At 63.9% G+C, this 16,869-nt stretch carries 17 protein-coding genes, 1 tRNA gene and 1 other RNA gene; 16 read left to right on the top strand and 3 right to left on the bottom strand.

Annotated features, from left to right (window positions below):
* Window positions 1-269 precede the first annotated feature (269 nt).
* The 5 genes from KUH32_RS14250 (at window position 270) to KUH32_RS14230 (ending at window position 6,467) form a co-directional block, all read left to right on the top strand.
* The gene (locus KUH32_RS14250; RefSeq protein ID WP_217779267.1) at window positions 270-2,084 is read left to right on the top strand and encodes an extracellular solute-binding protein; all 1,815 of its coding nucleotides are present in this window, start codon (window positions 270-272) and stop codon (window positions 2,082-2,084) included.
* Window positions 2,085-2,127: 43 nt separating this feature from the next.
* Complete coding sequence (locus KUH32_RS14245; RefSeq protein WP_217779266.1) at window positions 2,128-2,244, top strand: entericidin EcnA/B family protein; 117 nt, start codon at window positions 2,128-2,130, stop codon at window positions 2,242-2,244.
* Window positions 2,245-2,332: 88 nt separating this feature from the next.
* On the top strand, window positions 2,333-3,025 hold the full coding sequence (locus KUH32_RS14240; protein WP_217779265.1) for a response regulator: 693 nt from the start codon (window positions 2,333-2,335) through the stop codon (window positions 3,023-3,025).
* Between the two features lie 43 nt (window positions 3,026-3,068).
* Complete coding sequence (locus KUH32_RS14235) at window positions 3,069-4,250, top strand: FIST N-terminal domain-containing protein (RefSeq protein WP_254899177.1); 1,182 nt, start codon at window positions 3,069-3,071, stop codon at window positions 4,248-4,250.
* A 3-nt stretch (window positions 4,251-4,253) separates the two neighbouring features.
* Window positions 4,254-6,467, top strand: a complete 2,214-nt coding sequence (locus tag KUH32_RS14230) for a PAS domain-containing hybrid sensor histidine kinase/response regulator (protein ID WP_217779264.1) — start codon at window positions 4,254-4,256, stop codon at window positions 6,465-6,467.
* On the opposite strand, the gene KUH32_RS14225 is transcribed toward KUH32_RS14230, so the two are convergent.
* Entirely contained in the window at window positions 6,464-7,762 is a 1,299-nt protein-coding gene (locus KUH32_RS14225) for an ATP-binding protein (RefSeq protein ID WP_217779263.1), read from the bottom strand. The two genes, KUH32_RS14230 and KUH32_RS14225, sit on opposite strands and share 4 nt — an antisense overlap.
* A 53-nt stretch (window positions 7,763-7,815) precedes the next feature.
* Here KUH32_RS14225 and KUH32_RS14220 point away from each other — a divergent pair, with 53 nt between their 5' ends.
* From KUH32_RS14220 to ssrA, 4 genes are all read left to right on the top strand, one after another.
* Complete coding sequence (locus tag KUH32_RS14220; protein ID WP_217779262.1) at window positions 7,816-8,730, top strand: MBL fold metallo-hydrolase; 915 nt, start codon at window positions 7,816-7,818, stop codon at window positions 8,728-8,730.
* 80 nt (window positions 8,731-8,810) lie between these two features.
* Window positions 8,811-8,885 (top strand) — tRNA-Asn (locus KUH32_RS14215).
* Between the two features lie 89 nt (window positions 8,886-8,974).
* Window positions 8,975-9,334, top strand: coding sequence for a DUF4345 family protein (locus tag KUH32_RS14210; protein ID WP_217779261.1), 360 nt, complete (start codon window positions 8,975-8,977; stop codon window positions 9,332-9,334).
* Window positions 9,327-9,675: a transfer-messenger RNA gene (gene ssrA / locus KUH32_RS14205) on the top strand. Before KUH32_RS14210 ends, ssrA begins: the two co-directional genes overlap by 8 nt.
* A gap of 8 nt (window positions 9,676-9,683) precedes the next feature.
* Here ssrA and KUH32_RS14200 read toward each other — a convergent pair.
* Window positions 9,684-10,295, bottom strand: coding sequence for an HD domain-containing protein (locus KUH32_RS14200; protein ID WP_254899176.1), 612 nt, complete (start codon window positions 10,293-10,295; stop codon window positions 9,684-9,686).
* A 93-nt stretch (window positions 10,296-10,388) separates the two neighbouring features.
* Here KUH32_RS14200 and KUH32_RS14195 point away from each other — a divergent pair, with 93 nt between their 5' ends.
* The 7 genes from KUH32_RS14195 (at window position 10,389) to KUH32_RS14165 (ending at window position 15,839) form a co-directional block, all read left to right on the top strand.
* Window positions 10,389-11,105, top strand: coding sequence for a DUF1194 domain-containing protein (locus KUH32_RS14195; RefSeq protein ID WP_217779260.1), 717 nt, complete (start codon window positions 10,389-10,391; stop codon window positions 11,103-11,105).
* A 51-nt stretch (window positions 11,106-11,156) separates the two neighbouring features.
* Window positions 11,157-11,969, top strand: coding sequence for a chromate resistance protein ChrB domain-containing protein (locus tag KUH32_RS14190; protein WP_217779259.1), 813 nt, complete (start codon window positions 11,157-11,159; stop codon window positions 11,967-11,969).
* Complete coding sequence (gene chrA / locus KUH32_RS14185; protein ID WP_217779258.1) at window positions 11,962-13,215, top strand: chromate efflux transporter; 1,254 nt, start codon at window positions 11,962-11,964, stop codon at window positions 13,213-13,215. The genes KUH32_RS14190 and chrA overlap by 8 nt, the downstream gene beginning before the upstream one ends.
* Before the next feature lie 95 nt (window positions 13,216-13,310).
* Window positions 13,311-13,796 (top strand): SspB family protein, encoded by a 486-nt coding sequence (locus tag KUH32_RS14180; RefSeq protein ID WP_217779257.1) that lies wholly within the window; start codon window positions 13,311-13,313, stop codon window positions 13,794-13,796.
* 110 nt (window positions 13,797-13,906) lie between these two features.
* Complete coding sequence (gene fumC, locus KUH32_RS14175) at window positions 13,907-15,301, top strand: class II fumarate hydratase (protein WP_217779256.1); 1,395 nt, start codon at window positions 13,907-13,909, stop codon at window positions 15,299-15,301.
* A gap of 125 nt (window positions 15,302-15,426) precedes the next feature.
* Window positions 15,427-15,600 carry a DUF4169 family protein gene (locus KUH32_RS14170; protein ID WP_217779255.1) on the top strand — a complete coding sequence of 58 codons (174 nt, stop codon included), beginning with the start codon at window positions 15,427-15,429 and terminating at the stop codon, window positions 15,598-15,600.
* Entirely contained in the window at window positions 15,597-15,839 is a 243-nt protein-coding gene (locus KUH32_RS14165) for a ribbon-helix-helix domain-containing protein (RefSeq protein WP_217779254.1), read from the top strand. Before KUH32_RS14170 ends, KUH32_RS14165 begins: the two co-directional genes overlap by 4 nt.
* Here the strand turns inward: KUH32_RS14165 and KUH32_RS14160 are convergent.
* Window positions 15,822-16,841, bottom strand: a complete 1,020-nt coding sequence (locus tag KUH32_RS14160) for a hypothetical protein (protein ID WP_217779253.1) — start codon at window positions 16,839-16,841, stop codon at window positions 15,822-15,824. The genes KUH32_RS14165 and KUH32_RS14160 overlap by 18 nt on opposite strands.
* Between the last annotated feature and the right edge of the window lie 28 nt (window positions 16,842-16,869).

Here is a 16,869-nt window from a genome sequence, read left to right as displayed (position 1 = left end):
TCTGCGAGGTAAATCGCTTTTTTCCGAACCCGACCGCGCGCCCCTGTGCCCGGGCCCGTGCAGGGACGATCACAGCGCAGAAAAAAACCCCGGCGCAAGGCCGGGGTTCAGTTATTGAGGCAGGTTTCATACAGGCAAGAAACCTATCGAGCAGTGCTGTTGTTATACGCAATTCACCGCCGCAGTCCAAGCTAAAAGTTTGAAAAGACGTAAAAGCCTCGGTAGTCTCCGCGTCAACAAAACAAGGGCAGACAGGGATTGTTGCGAAAATGCGCTCAGTTTTTTTCCTCTCGTTGCGGCAGCTTGCCGCGACCGTAAGCGTCATCGCCATCGGGGGATTCGCCCTGGCCGAGCCGCAGCATGGCATTGCTATGTATGGCGATCCGCAGCTTCCACCGGATTTTGTGTCTCTGCCCTATGCCAATCCGGATGCACCGAAAGGTGGACGGATCGTTACCGGTGAGGTCGGCAGCTTCGACAGCCTGAACCCGCATATCCGGAAAGGCTCGACGCCATGGCAACTGCGGTTCCTCGGCAGCGAGTCGCTGATGGGGCGCAGCTATGACGAACCCTTCACCCTTTACGGCCTTCTGGCCGAATCGGTGGAAACCGGTCCGAATCGGGAATGGGCGGAATTCACCCTGCGCGAAGAGGCGCGGTTCTCGGACGGCTCGCCCGTGACGGTCGAAGATGTGATGTGGTCCTACGAGACGCTGGGCACCGTCGGACACCCCCGCTATCACGGCGTCTGGGGCAAGATCGCCGGCATGGAACAGACCGGCCCTCGATCCATCCGCTTCACCTTCACCGAAGAGGACCGCGAACTGGCGCTGCTTGTCGGCATGCGACCGATCCTGAAAAAGGCGCAATGGGAGGACGCGGATTTCGCCGAGAGCGGGCTGGACGTGATCCCGATCTCCAGCGCGCCCTACGTGATCGATGATTTCGAAGCCGGTCGCTTCGTCAGCTTGCGCCGGAATCCGGATTATTGGGGTCGCGATCTGCCCTTCATGCGCGGCCAGGCCAACCTGGACGAGATCCGCATGGAGTTCTTCGGCGACGGCACCGCGATGTTCGAGGCGTTCAAGGCAGGCATCCTGAATTCCAACCGCGAATTCAATGCCGAGAAATGGGAAACGCAATACCAGTTCCCCGCCATCGATAGCGGCGATGTGGTGAAATCGGTGCTGCCGCACGAACGGCCCTCGGGCATCACCGGCTTTGTCATGAACACCCGCCGCGACGTGTTCAAGGATTGGCGGGTACGCGACGCGATGCTGCACGCGTTCAACTTCGAATACATCAATGAAACGATGACCGGCTCGGCGCAGCCGCGCATCACCTCGTATTATTCGAACTCGATACTGGGCATGCGCCCCGGCCCCGCCGAAGGCCGCGTGCGCGAATTTCTCGAACCCTTCGCCGCCGATCTGCTGCCCGGAACGCTGGAAGGTTACGAACTGCCCAAGGGCGACGGTTCGGCCCGCAACCGTGCCAATATCGCCAAGGCGATGGACCTGATGGAACAGGCGGGCTGGACGGTGCAGGACGGCACGATGAAGAACGCGGCCGGCCAGCGCTTCACGTTCGAGATCGTCCTGTCCAGCGGCTCGGCCGAGGAACAATCGATCATCGACCTCTATGTCGAAGCGCTGAAGCGGATGGGGATCGAACCGACGGTGACGGCGATCGACAGCGCGCAATACAAGGAACGCGAGGCCAAGTTCGATTTCGACATGACCTATTACCGACGCGGCCTGTCGCTGAGCCCGGGCAACGAACAGCGGCTTTATTGGGGATGCGATGCCGCAGCGACCGAAGGGTCGGGCAATTACATGGGCATGTGTTCGCCGGCCGCCGAGGCGATGATCGACCGGCTGCTGACATCGGAAAGCCGCGATGATTTCCTGGCCGCCGTGCGCGCCTTGGACCGGGTGCTGACCGCGGGGCGCTACGTGATCCCGATCTACCAGTGGAACATCAGCCGCATCGCGCACGCGAAAGAGCTGAAATTCCCCGAAAAGCTGCCGATCTACGGCGATTGGATCGGTTGGCAGCCGGATGTTTGGTGGTACGAGGAATGATGCTATAACATCCCCCACAACCAAGAAAACACGGGCAGAGCAGATGAAAACCAAACTGATGATGATGGCGCTGGCCGCTATTCTGGGCGGCTGCGCAACGATCGACGGGATCGGACAGGACGTTTCGGGCGCGGCGCGAACGGTGCAGGGCTGGTTCTGACCCGGTCACGGTCGCTATAGGACCATTGGGTTAGAGACCGCAGACCTGTCCCGGTCTAAGCTGGCGGAAACTCAGGAACGCTTCCGGAATGACCGAGATCCAGCGCAATTTCCATGAATCCTCGCCCGGCACCGCGCTGGTCGTGGATGACCATCCCCTGTTTTGCGACGCGCTGTCGCTGACACTGCAATCGCTGGCCGATTTCGACGCGATCAGGACCGCGGGAACCTTGGAACAGGCATTGGACATCGTCGGCACGCCGAAGGGCGTCGATCTGATCGTGCTCGATCTCAACCTGCCCGATGTGAACGGGCTGGACGGTCTGGTGCGGTTGCGCAATGCCGCCCCCAAAGCCGCAATCATCATCGCTTCGTCGATGGCCGACAACCGGATGATTTCCCACGCGCTCAAGGCCGGTGCGGACGGGTTCGTGCCGAAACATTCGCAACGCTCGGTCTTCCGCCGCGCCTTCGAAGCCGTGGGCAAGGGCCAGGCATTCGTACCGGACGGCTATATCGACCCGACCGCGGGGTCGGATGACGATCCCGACGACGCATTGGCCCGCCTGGCATCGCTGACCAACCAGCAGGCGCGCATCCTGCACCTGATCTGCGAGGGCAAGCTGAACAAGCAGATCGCCTATGACCTGTCGATCGCCGAAACCACGGTCAAGGCGCATGTCACCGCCATCATGCGCAAGCTGGGCGTGCACAGCCGCACCCAGGCGGTTCTGATCGCGCAGGAGGCGCGCTTCAGCCGGGTCTTGCCAATCGATACGTGACGCTCCTATCGTTGACGCAGCCAACCGGAAGGGAAGCCAACACTTGGACGGAGCGCAGACAAGCTCCGCGCGGGAGGAGACCAGCCGAACCAAGGCTCTGTGCATCGCCGAAGTGGCGTGCACGGCCGTCGACCCCCTGCGCGAGATCAAGGCCCAGCTTGGCGCGGGGCCGTTCGCGCTTGTGTGCCTGTTCGCTTCGCCGCGCACCGATTTCCGGGCACTGGTCCAGGCGACGGCGGGCGGATTCGGCGATGCCGACGTGCTGGCCTGCACCACAGCGGGCGAATTGGGCCGCGGCGGATATGCCGACGGCTTGATCATCGCGGTGGCCTTTCCGGCCGATCTTTATGCCGTGTCCACGGTGCCGATCGACAATCTGGGCGCGCTCGATGCGCCGGTGCTGATGGACATGCTGATCCGCAAGCGGATGGCATTGACGCAGCGGGCCGCCGACATGCCGTTCGAGTTCGGGTTCCTGATGGTCGACGGTCTCAGCCAGCGCGAGGAAAACCTGACCGAGATCCTTGCGTCGGGGCTGGGCCCGATGCCGCTGTTCGGCGGTTCGGCCGGTGACGGGGCGGATTTCAGCGCCACGTGGTTGGCGCATAACGGTCGGATCCGGCAGAACGCCGCGTCGCTGGCGCTGATCCGGTCTCGCTGTCCGGTCAGGGTCTTTTCGCTCGATCACCTGCGTCCGACGGAAACACGCATGGTGGTGACCGCGGCCGATCCCGACAACCGCATCGTGCACGAGATCAACGCAGAACCCGCGGCACTGGAATATGCCCGCCTGCTGGGCAAGGATCCCGAACAACTCGATCCCTTCACCTTCGCCGCGCATCCGGTGGTGGTTCGGCTGGGCGATTCCCATCATGTGCGGTCGATCCGGATGGTCGGCCCGAACAACGAGTTGTATTTCTTTTCGGCCATCAACGAGGGCATGGTGCTGACGCTGGCCACCCATGACGACATGGTCACCGATCTCGACCGCGGCCTGACGGCGCTGGCGGCAGCCGAGCAGCCGGAACAGATCCTGGGGTGCGATTGCCTGCTGCGCCGGATCGAGGCGGAACAGACGCAGAAATCCCGTGCGGTGTCGGACATCCTGGTCCGACACAACGTGATCGGCTTTTCCACCTATGGCGAACAGATCGGCGCCTTGCACGTCAACCAGACCCTGACCGGCGTGGCGATCTATCCCCCGCTTCAGACGGCACCGGGCTGAGCCATGTCGTTGGTCAACCCCTTGGACAGCCTCGAGCGTCAGAACGAGAAGCTGATCAAGATCGCCAGCGCGTTGATGGACCGGGTCGAATTCGGCGCCACCCAATCGGGCCAGGCCTATGCGCAGTTCGAACGGGCGGCGCTGCTTGAGAAACGGGTGCGCGAACGCACGCTCGAACTGGAACGCACGCTTGATCTGCTGCACGATTCCAACGCGCAGCTGTCGCGCGCCAACCAAGCCGCCGAAGCGGCGCGCCGCAACCTCGCCGATGCCATCGAGACCGTATCCGAAGGCTTTGCCCTGTTCGATCCCGACGACATCCTGGTGATGTGCAATTCGCGCTTTTGCAGGGATTTCCGCGACACCGCCACCGACCTTCGACCCGGCCTGCCGTTTTCCGGCTATGTCGACCGGATCAGCCGGTCGCGCTATCTGGCTTTGCCCTCGGGTCAGACCCCGGAAAGTTGGGCCGAGCAACGCAACCGCCGGCACAAGGATCAGCATGTCCTTTTCAATGTCGCCCTGACGCACGATCGCTGGCTACAGGTCTCCGAGCACCGGACCACCAACGGCGGCACCGTGATCCTTCAGACCGATGTGACCGACCTCGTCCGTATCGAACGCCAGGAACGCGACCGGTTGCGGGACAAGCAGACGCGGATGATCCGGGCGACGCTGGACCACCTCAACCAGGGTGTTGCCGTATTCGACGACGGCGCCCGGCTGGTGGGTTGGAACCAGAAGATCGGCAGCCTTCTGTCTGTGCCCGCCCGACGGATGCAGATCGGCGCGTCCTTCGCCGCCCTTGTCGACCAGCTGGACGACGCGGTCGCCTTCACTCGCGGCATAGATCGCGATGGTTTTCGCCGATGGGCGGCACAGGACGGCCCGCGCGCCGCGATCAGCTTTGAAGTCCGCAAGGGCGATCGGATGATCCTGCACATCTTCGGGCGCGGGATGCCGGATGGCGGTTTCGTGATCTCCTGCACCGATGTGACCGCCGAACGCGAGGCGGCGGCCAAGCTCTACGAGATGAACGAAATCCTCGAAGCCCGCGTGATGGAACGCACGCTGGAACTGGAGGACGCACTGAGCGCGGCCGAGCGCGCCAACGCATCGAAATCGCGTTTTGTCGCCGCTGCCAGCCACGACCTGCTGCAACCGTTGTCAGCCGCCAAGCTGTTCGTGTCCTCGCTGGGCGATCGCTGTGCCGACCCGTCGGATGCGGCGGTTCTGGCCAAGGCGGAATCGGCGCTGACCAGCGCCGAACAGATCATCGATGCGCTGCTCGACATCTCGAAACTGGACGGCGACGGTGTCCAGTTCGATATCCGCCCCGTCGCGCTGCGCGACATCCTGCGCCCGCTGCGAGACGAGATGGAGGTGCTGGCAGCGCGCAAGGGATTGCGTTTCGACGTGGTGGAAAGCTCGCTCAAGGTCGAAAGCGACCCCGCCTATCTGCGCCGCGTGGTGCAGAACCTGCTGGCCAACGCGATCCGCTACACGCAAAGCGGCCGGGTGCTGGTGGGCGTGCGCCGCAACGGCGGGTCGGCACGGATCGAGGTCTGGGATACCGGTCCGGGCATCGCCGAGGAACACCAGAGCGCGATTTTCGAAGAGTTTCGCCGCCTGGACGAGCGCGCCAGCACCAATGACGGGTTGGGTTTGGGCCTGGCGATCGTCGAACGCGCCTGCGCGCGCCTGGGCCATCCGCTGGGCCTGTGGTCCGAACTGGGCAAGGGATCTTGTTTCATGGTCGGCCTGCCCATTGCCGGTCTGGCCGATCCGGTCAGCGCCGCCGCGAACCGCCGCGCCCGGCCCAGCGGGCTTGCGCAGTCGGGGCTGATCGTGCTGTTGGTGGAAAACGACCCGGCCATGCGGCGTGCGATCTCGATCCTTCTCGAAAGCTGGGATGTCAACGTGATCGAAGCGGAAACCGCCGACGACGCGATGGACCTGCTGGCCGATCTGGAAATCGCTCCGGACGCGTTGCTGCTGGATTACCAGCTGGGCGCCGGCGATACCGGGCTGGTTCTGTACGACCGCATCGCAGCCCGCCTGGGCCCCCTGCCCTGCGCGATGATTTCGGCCGACCGGTCGACGCAATTGCGCAACGCCTGCAAGGCCCTCGGCCTCGAACTGCACGCAAAGCCCATCGACCGGCACAGGCTGGGGCAATTCCTGGACGCCGTTGCACGGCAACTTTCCACCGGCTAGCGCGCGATCACGATATCCGCCCGCAATCCGCCCAGAGACGCACTTTCGCCCAAACGCAGGACCCCGCCATGGGCCCGCGCGATATCCGCGGCGATGGCAAGCCCCAGGCCCACGCCCGACCCGCGATCCTGATTGCGCGCAGGGTCCAGCCGCACGAAGGGTTTCAAAGCGGTTTCGCGATCCTGCGCCGGAATGCCCGGACCGTCATCCTCGACCCGGATGCGCAACGACCGCGGCGACAGCGCCACCGACACTTCGCAGCGGGTGCCATAGCGCACGGCGTTGGAAATCAGGTTCTCGACCGCCCGGCGCAGCGGGCCTGGGCGCAGTTGTACACGGCCTTCGCCCTCGCTCGAGACAAGCGACACGGTTTGCCCCGCCCGTTCCGCATCGGCGACGATTTCGGCAACGAAAGACAGGGGGTCCACCGGCTCCGGTTGGGCCGCCGCGGCGTCGCCCCGTGCGAAGTCGAGAAACGCGTCGATCAGGCGCTGCATGTCCTCGACATCGCGCTCCAGCGGCTCGCGGTCCTTGTCCTCCAGCATCGACAGACCCAACCGCAACCGCGTCAGCGGTGTGCGCAGGTCGTGGCTGACCCCGGAAAGCATCATGGTGCGCTGTTCGATCTGCCGTTCGATCCGGTTGCGCATGTCCAGGAACGCGTTGCCGGCGGCCCGCACCTCGACCGCACCGGACGGAGAATACGGCAAGGCCCGACCGCGGCCGAACGCTTCGGCCGCCTCGGCCAGCCGGGTGATCGGGCGCAACTGGTTGCGCAGGTAGAGAAAGGCGATCAGCGTCATCAACAGCCCGAACACGACCATGTTGACCAGCAACTGGTGCGGGTTCGACGCCGACATCCGCCCGCGCGGGATATCGGCGCGAAACAGCTGACCGTCATGACGCACAAAGGCAACAACGACGCTGTCATCGGGGATCAAGACCCGTTCGAGACCAGGCAGTTGCTGCCGCAAGGTCCGGATCACGATCGCGCCGGTCAGGTCGTACCAGCGGCGCGCGTTCTGTGCCGGAAGCGCATTGTCCTCGACCGCCGCCAGCCGCAGGTCCAGCGCCTGCGCCAGGGCTTCTGTCGTGCCGCCACCGGGCGCGTCCAGCGCCACGGAGATCGACCGGGACAATTCGCGGGTGAGCTTTTGCGTCACACCTTCGAAATGGCGTTGAATGAACACGACCGAAACCACCAGCTGCAGCGTGACCACCGGAAGGATCAGGATCAGCGCCGCCCGACCGTAAAGGCTTCGGGGCATGTAGTGTTTGAGCCATTGGAACGACATGCGCTAAAGCTATCGCGCCTGCCTTCGGCGCACCATCTCGAAAAGGCCCCGCGATGACCGACCCGCAACCCGATTTCCGGCCCGTCCCGGGCACGGCCGAACAGCTGGAACCCGGTCTTCGCCGGATCGTGGCGCCGAACCCCTCACCGATGACGTTTCGCGGCACCAACACCTATCTGCTGGGCGATCGAGAGATCGCCGTCATCGACCCGGGCCCTGAGGACGATACCCATCTGAAAGCCATCCTCGACGCGGTGCAGGACGGTGCACGCATCAGCCACATCTTGGTAACCCATGCTCATCTTGACCACTCGCCCCTCGCCCGACCGCTGGCGCGGGCGACCGGTGCACCGGTCCTGGCCTTCGGCGATGCGAAGTCTGGCCGATCGGCCATCATGCAGGAACTCGCGGCCACCGGACGGATCGGCGGCGGAGAAGGCGTGGATGCCGGTTTCGCGCCCGACCACCAAATCCGCGACGGCGACCGCATCACCAGCGACGAATGGGTCATCGACGCGCATCACACGCCCGGCCATTTCGGCAACCATCTGTGCTTTTCCTGGAACGATGTCCTGTTCTCGGGCGATCTGGTGATGGGTTGGGCGACTTCGCTGGTCTCTCCCCCCGACGGCGACCTGACCGCCTTCATGGCGTCGCTGAAGCGTTTGCAGAACCGCACATGGCGGGCCTTTCACGCCGGCCACGGGGCGCCGGTCGCCGACCCGGCCGCGCGGTTGTCCGAACTGATCACGCATCGCGACGGCCGGGGCGCGGCAATCATCGCGGCCCTGCAGGACGGTCCGGCCGATGCCGCTTCGCTTGCAGCCCGAATCTACACCGACATCCCGGCCACGCTTCTGCCCATGGCCGAACGCAATGTCCTTGCGCATCTTGTTGACTTGGTGCAACAAAAACGCGTTCAACATGACGGCCCACTGCGCGCCGACGCGGTGTTCCGCAGGCTTTGACCCGACCCGCGCGCGCGGCGAAGTTTTTGTGACAAACCCACTGGACGCGCGGAATCGAGGTTGCTATACGGCCCCCGTGTTCCGGCGTAGCTCAGCGGTAGAGCAGTTGACTGTTAATCAATTGGTCGTAGGTTCGATCCCTACCGCCGGAGCCATATCTTCCTGATGTTGATGAAAGCGGCCGTCCGGTCTGGTTGTTCAGCGAATGCGGGCTAGCATTCCCCATACACGCTGAGGACTGGCCATGTACGATCTTGTGTTCCCTGCGCTGGCATTGCTGACCATTGCGCTGGGCCTTTTCGGCCTTGTCGCGCCACGCTACACGGCGGGCGCGCTGGATCTGGAGACGACCCGCAGCACAATGGGTTTGTCCGAGCTTCGGGCGTCGGCAGGCGGATTGTTCGTCGCGATGGGGATTGTCTGCCTGTGGACCGGCGATCCGGGCGCCTATGCCATGCTGGGCGTGGCTTATGCCGGCGCGGCAACGGGCCGGCTTGCCTCAATCTTCATCGATAACCCACCGAAAAGAAAAGCGTTTGTCTTCTTCCTGTTCGAAGCCGTGCCGGCCGCCATCCTGATCGCGCCGGTCCTAACAAACCGTTGAACAACGCGCAGCGCGCGCCTATATTCAACCTGTTCCGCAAGGAACTATGGACATAAACGCGCGTGAAATAAACGGATCGGACCCGGGGGCGGTACCCGGCGGCTCCACCAAATTCCTTCGTTGGGGGATCATGGGGCCGAAATAGGATCGACGAACGCGTAAAGACGTTGCTTTGTCCCGGTGAGGTACCACCGTTATCGGTCCGTAAAGCATAATTGCCAACGACAATCGTGCTCCGGTTGCTCTGGCTGCGTAAGCAGTCCGAAAAACCGAAAACTAAGCCCTTGCGCCTAGCAGCGTAAGGCGGGGTTCGCAGGCACCTGGCAACAGAAGCCTGCACCTTATCCAGTCACAGCGCCGGCAACCCCGTCACAACGCCTTCGCGGATCACCTCGGGGTCATGGGCCTTGCGGGCAAAGACGGCCCGCACCATCGGTTCGAAATGCGCGATGGGTTTGGTCGGAAAGTCCGGGTCGAACGAGGCCTGGTCCCAACGTTCGCAGAAATCGGCACAGACCTGAAAGCAGGGATGGTCGCGGAACCGGTCGCGCGCGTGGCGATCCCAGCCGTAATGATGCGCGTAGTACAGCATCTGGAAGATGCCGTGATGTCCGACAACCCACGCCACCTCCCACCGCACGAATGGCCGGATCACCTCGGCCGAGAACCGGTCGTGGTTCTGAGGCGCCAGCCCGTCGCCGATGTCGTGCAGCAACGCGCCGACGATCCAGTCGATATCCGCCCCCTGGGCCTCGGCGCGGGTCGCGGCCTGCAGCCCGTGCCCGGCGCGCGTGATCCTGTAGCCCGGCAGCGTCGCCTCGGCCTGCCGTTTCAACTCGTCCAGAACCCGGTCGGCGGTCAGCGCGAGATAGGGTTTTTCCAGTTCTTCCAGCAATAGGTAGTCGTCGCGGGTGCCATCCTTCATCTGCGTGAAGGCCACCGTGCGTTCGCCATTGCCCATGACCGCCTCTCCTTTGCGGCGATCCTGCCGCTATATGCGCCAAAAATCCATCGCCAACTTGACCGCCGCCGCGCTGCCGATCAGGGTCGAACCATGCTGCGATCCGCGCTTCTTGCCCTTCTTCTGCCCTACCCCGCCATGGCCTGTCAGACAGCGCTGCTGCTGGCCATGGACGTGTCGAACTCGGTCGACCCGGCGGAATACCGGCTTCAGGTCGATGGGCTGGCCGCGGCGCTGCGCGATGGCGAGATCGCCGAGATCCTTGTTCGCGACCGGGTGGCGGTGGCGGTGATGCAGTGGTCGGGCGTCGACCGCCAGCAACTGACCATCCCCTGGATCCGCATGGCTGCACCCAGTCAGCCTGCTGCCCTTGCCAACCGGGTCGAGACGATGGAGCGCGCTTATGTGCTGTCCGACACCGCGCCTGCCGAAGCCCTGTTGGCCGCGATCGCGCAGTTCGAAACCGTGCAGGATTGCGCACGCAAGGTGATCGACGTATCGGGCGACGGCACCCCCAATGCAGGGTCCGATGTCGGACGCGCCCGCACCAGGGCTCAGCTGGCGGGCATCACTGTGAACGGTCTTGCGATCGAACATATCGGCATCGCCATCACGAATTTTTACCGCCGGCAATTGATTACCCGCGATGGCTTTGTCGAAACCGCGCAAGGCCACCGCGATTACGCGCGCGCGATCCGGGTCAAGATGCTGCGCGAGATCAGCCGCATCATGGGGGATTCCGGGTTTGACGTTGACGGACGGCGGCACGCGGCCGTATCAAACCCCAAGGGGTCGGCGAACACCCCATGAGGCCACGGCCCAAGATTCGCATCCGCTGAACGTGCTCAGAAAGGATGCGCCATGCCCGCCCTCAACCAGATTTCCGTGACGCAACTCAACCGCCTGATCGGAACGCCCGACTGCCCCGAGATCGTGGATATCTCGATCGACCCGGACTTCGCAGAAGACCCGTTCCTGATTCCCGGTTCGTTCCGTCACCCGCATACCGACATCCCCGGCCTGATCCGGCGTCTGAACGGACGGACTTGCATCGTCACGTGCCAGCGCGGCATCAAGCTCAGCCAGGGCCTGGTCGCCTGGCTGCGGCAAGACGGGATTGCCGCGGAATACCTGCAAGGCGGGATGTATGCCTGGCGGGATGCACCCGACGCGCTGCGCGTCCCCGCCCAGGCGATTCCCGCCCCGATCGACGGCGCCACTCTTTGGGTGACCCGACACCGGCCCAAGATCGACCGCATCGCCTGCCCCTGGCTGATCCGGCGCTTCGTCGATCGGCAGGCGCGGTTCCTGTTCGTTTCGCCGGCCGAGGTCATGGGCGTGGCCGACCGCTATGGCGCGACCCCCTTCGACATGGTCGGTGTGCCGTTCTCGCATCGCGGTGCCAATTGCACCTTCGACACCATGCTGGACGCCTTCGCCCTGCATTGCCCCGCGCTCGACCGCATGGCCGACGTCATTCGCGGCGCCGATACCGACCGGCACGACCTGCATCCGGCTGCGGCCGGCCTGCTGGCTTTGTCCGTAGGGCTGTCGCGGCAATACCGGGACGACAACACGCAATTGCAGGCCGGTATGGCACTTTATGACGCGCTGTTCCGCTGGGCGCGCGATGGCCATGACTGGCCGCACACCACCGGTACCGATCATGGCTGATGTTCCCTTCGCCGATCTGGTCCGCGTGTTCGGACGGATCGGTCTGCTGTCCTTCGGCGGCCCCGCGGCGCAGATCGCCCTGATGCACCGGGAATTGGTGGATGAACGCGACTGGCTCAGCGAACGGCAATTTCTAAGCGCGCTCAGCTTCTGCATGTTGCTTCCCGGGCCGGAGGCGATGCAATTGGCCACCTATGCCGGATGGAAACTGCGGGGCGTCCCGGGCGGCGTGATTGCAGGCGCGCTTTTCGTTCTGCCCGGTGCGCTTCTGATCGCCGTGCTCGCGCTGGCCTACGGCGCCGTCGGCGCGCGCCCGGCAACCGAAGCGCTGCTGCTGGGCGTCAAGGCCACGGTGATCGTCATCGTCATCGAGGCGCTGGTCCGGGTGTCGAAAAAGGCGCTGACGTCGCGCGACTCCTACGGCATCGCAGCTTCGGCCTTCGTGGCGATCTTCGCCTTTTCCGCGCCCTTTCCTCTGATCATCGCCGCGGCCGGAATGTGGGGCTTTGTTCGTGCGCAGGCGGTCGACACCGCGCCGCAACCCGTGGCCCCGCCGCGCCCGACACCAGCCTTGACGCTTGCGATCTGGGCGGCACTCTGGCTGGCTCCCCTGCCCTTGCTCTGGCTGGCGGGCCAGACCCTGCTGTTCGATCTTGCGCTGTTCTTCGGCAAGCTGGCCGTCGTCACCTTTGGCGGGGCCTATGCGGTGCTGGCCTACATGGCGCAAGAGGTCGTCCAGGTGCGGGGCTGGCTGGACGCGACGCAGATGGTCGACGCGCTCGGACTTGCCGAAACCACGCCTGGCCCGCTGATCCTCGTTACACAATTCGTGGGCATGCTGACCGGCTTTGAAAAGGGCGGCGTCGGGCTTGCGCTGGCGGCAGGGGTGGTGACGCTCTGGATGACTTTCGTGCCCTGCTTTCTCTGGATCTTCGCGGGCGCCCCGCATGTGGACGCTCTGCTGGCCCGACCCCGGCTGAACGCCGCCTTGCAGGCGATCACGGCGGCCGTGGTGGGTGTGATCCTGAACCTGTCGCTGTGGTTCGCCATGCACGTGCTGTTCGCGCAGGTTGGCACCGTTTCCATGGGGCCCGTGACGATTCCGATGCCCGATCCTTCCAGCCTGGATGTCCGCGCTGCCGTCCTCGTTGGGTTGGCCGGGATCCTGATGGGCATCCTGCATCGCGGCGTCGTCGCAACCCTTGCGATCAGCGCCGTATGCGGCGCGGTTATGAGCTGGTTCTGAAAAGAAACGGGTCGGGCGCAATTTTGCCGAGCGCCCCCCTTCCATCGCCGGGCAAAACCAATATGCTTGCCTCACAACCGCGAGAGGAGCCGGTCATGTCCCGCGGCATCGACTATGGCAATCTGATGCACCGCGCGATGCGCGGCCTGATCGAAACCGTGCTGCGCGATGTGCAAGCGCGGGGTCTGCCCGGCGATCACCATTTCTTCATCACCTTCGACACCACGCATCCCGATGCGGAACTGGCCGATTGGCTGTCCGACCGCTATCCCGATGAGATGACGGTGGTGATGCAACACTGGTTCGACAAGCTCGAGGTCACCGATGAAGGCTTCTCGGTCACGCTGAATTTCGGCGACGATCCCGAACGGCTGTACATCCCCTATGACGCGATCAAGACCTTCGTCGATCCGTCCGTCGAATTCGGCCTTCGATTCGAAACGCAGGAAGAAGACGACGACAACGACGAGGACGAAGATCCGGTGCCTCCGAAACCAACGCGCACGCGGCAACCGCAGCCGGATGGCAAGGCCAATGGCAAGGATGCCCAGATCGTCCAGCTCGACCGGTTTCGGAAATAGTCCGTTGGCGCAAACAGCGCCGCTTTCCCCACCCTGCGCCGATCTGTCGATTGCCCCCGGGCGATCCGCGCGCTAGAGCGTATGCGACTGTATACCGATAGGAGGCCACCATGGCGCAGACCCGCACCGAAACCGACAGCTTCGGCCCGCTTGAAGTGCCCGCAGACAAGTATTGGGGGGCCCAGACGCAACGGTCGATCCTCAATTTCCCGATCGGCTGGGAACGCCAACCGGTACCGATCATCCGCGCACTCGGCGTTGTGAAAAAGGCCTGCGCCCAGGCCAACAAGGAGCTGGGAACGCTGGAACCGGCGCTGGCCGACGCCATCGTCGCTGCCGCCGGCGAAGTGATCGACGGCCGGTTCGACGACAACTTCCCGCTGGTGGTGTGGCAGACCGGGTCTGGCACCCAGTCGAACATGAACGCGAACGAGGTGATCTCGAACCGCGCGATCGAGATGCTGGGCGGCGAGATGGGCTCGAAAAAGCCGGTCCATCCCAACGATCACTGCAACATGGGCCAGTCGTCGAACGACACCTTCCCGACTGCGATGCATGTCGCCATCGCCATGCAGGCGCGCGACGTGCTGCTGCCAGGGCTGGACAAGCTGCACAAGGCCCTGCTGGCCAAGTCCGAAGCCTTCGCCCATATCATCAAGATCGGCCGCACTCACACCCAGGATGCCACGCCGCTGACCCTCGGCCAGGAATTCGGCGGCTACGCCCATCAGGTCGCCATGGGTATCAAACGGGTCAAGATGTGCCTGCCGCATATCTACGAACTGGCCCAAGGCGGCACGGCCGTGGGCACCGGCCTGAACACCAGGAAGGGCTGGGCCGAGATGGTCGCGAGGAACATGGCCGAAATCACCGGCCTGCCCTTCGTCACCGCGCCCAACAAGTTCGAAGCGCTGGCCGCTCACGACGCGATGGTGATGTTCTCGGGCGCGCTGAAAACCGTGGCAGCCAGTCTCTTCAAGATCGCCAACGACATCCGCCTGCTGGGGTCCGGCCCACGCTCGGGGCTGGGCGAGTTGATCCTGCCGGAAAACGAACCCGGATCGTCGATCATGCCGGGCAAGGTCAACCCGACCCAGGCCGAGGCGCTGACCATGGTCTGCGCCCATGTCATGGGCAATGACGCCGCCGTCGGCTTCGCCGGCAGCCAGGGTCATTTCGAATTGAACGTCTACAACCCGATGATGTCCTACAACGTGCTGCAATCGATGCAACTGCTGGGCGACAGCGCCTCGGCCTTCACCGACAACATGGTGGCGGGGATCCAAGCCAACGAGGTGCGGATCGACAAGCTGATGAAGGAAAGCCTGATGCTGGTAACGGCGCTGGCCCCGACCATAGGCTACGACAACGCCACAAAGGTCGCCAAGACCGCCCACAAGAACGGCACGACGCTGCGCGAAGAGGCGATCGCCCTGGGCTTTGTCGATGGCGACACGTTCGACCGCATCGTCCGCCCCGAGGACATGATCGGCCCGCGCGACTGACCCAGGCGGCGGATCATGCGTATTTGAAAAAGAGAAGAAGCCAGAGGCGCTCTGTACCTTCTTCTCTTTGAAAAATACGCATGCTCGACGCTTGTCATGACACCCACGGTGGGTAAGCTTGGCGCATGGCCGATCCGATCAATCTCAACCGCTTCCGCAAACAGCAGGCTCGCATGAAAAAGCGCGCGCAGGCTGATGAAAATGCAGTGAAATTCGGTCGCACAAAGGCGGTGAAAACACTGGAAGACGCGCAGCGCGAAAAGCAAAAGCGCGATCTCGACGGTCACAAGACCGAATGAGCGGGCGGCCCGTCAAACACTCGTTGACCCTGCACGGGCACCGCACATCTGTGTCGCTGGAAGATGCGTTCTGGGTCGAGTTTCGGCGCATCGCCAAATCCGAAGGCAAGGCGCTGAACGCTTTGGCCGCAGAGATCGATACCGGCCGCGACCCCGAAGTCGGCCTGGCGTCGTCGATCCGGGTGTTCATCCTGGAACGGTTGCGCGCGCAACGCGATGGATCAACTCAACAGCGGTGAAAACCCGCCGGCAAAGGCCGTGATGACCGGCGCGATCACGGCGGTGCTGTCGCGCAGCAATTGTTGCAAATCGAAGGTCAGCCTGGTCTCCTCCTTCCAGGCTTCGAAATCGGGATACGGGCCCTGGTCTTCCATCGCGCGCCGTGCCAGGGCGCGCACCTTGGCTTCGTGCACCAGAACGGCGGGCCCGTAGTAGCTGACCGTGAGAAGCGAGAAATACACGCCCATCATCAACTCGGTGCTGCGCAGCAAGGTCTCGAATTCCTTGCGCATGTCCTCCTTGACCACCGGCAAGGGCCAATGCAGCCAGCCGATGGCCAGGAACACGCCGGCGCTCAGCATCAGCCCGGACATGTACAGAAAGACCCTCATCCGCGTCCGGTTGTAGTGCAACAGCCGCACCTCGGCCTCGAGACTGCTGCCCTGGGGCGCCTCGCGCAGGCACAAGACCACGCCGCAGGCCAGCACGCCCACGCCAAGCGCCGACAGCAAGTTGATGACATCGAGCATGTCCAGCAGCATCGTGAAGACCGGGTTGTCGCCGCAACGCCCCAACAACCAGACCGCATCGGCCCTTTCGCACCCCGCGACACGGCCTTGCGCCAGCGCCGCCTCGTAGACAGCCCGGCCAAGCCGATCGAAACCGCGCGCCGCGTCCGGGTTGGTCTGGTGGCCCCAGACCGACAACAGGACCGGCGCCATCACGACGGCAACGGCGATCAGCGCCACCCGGCGGGTACCCTCAGTCAGCGGGCTGCGCCATTCGTCGAAAAACAGCAGCACGCAGACGAGGACGATGACAAGGAACAGCCAGAACGAAGCCAGGAACCGCGTCCGCCCCGCCGCTTCGAGATGCGCGGCGTCCTCACGCAGGATCTCGGCCCCGATGGGCAGGTCAGGAACGCCCAGTACCGCGTTGAGGTAATGGTGAAAAACGAATGTCGCGACGGGCAGGAGGACTATCGCGAAACATCCCGGCCTGACCCGGTGCAGATGGGTCATGGCGACCTCCTGCAATCGTTCGAATATC

It is taken from the genome of Thalassococcus arenae (genome assembly GCF_019104745.1).
GTDB lineage: Bacteria > Pseudomonadota > Alphaproteobacteria > Rhodobacterales > Rhodobacteraceae > Thalassococcus_B > Thalassococcus_B arenae.
This window is presented reverse-complemented; position numbering and strand designations above follow the sequence as displayed.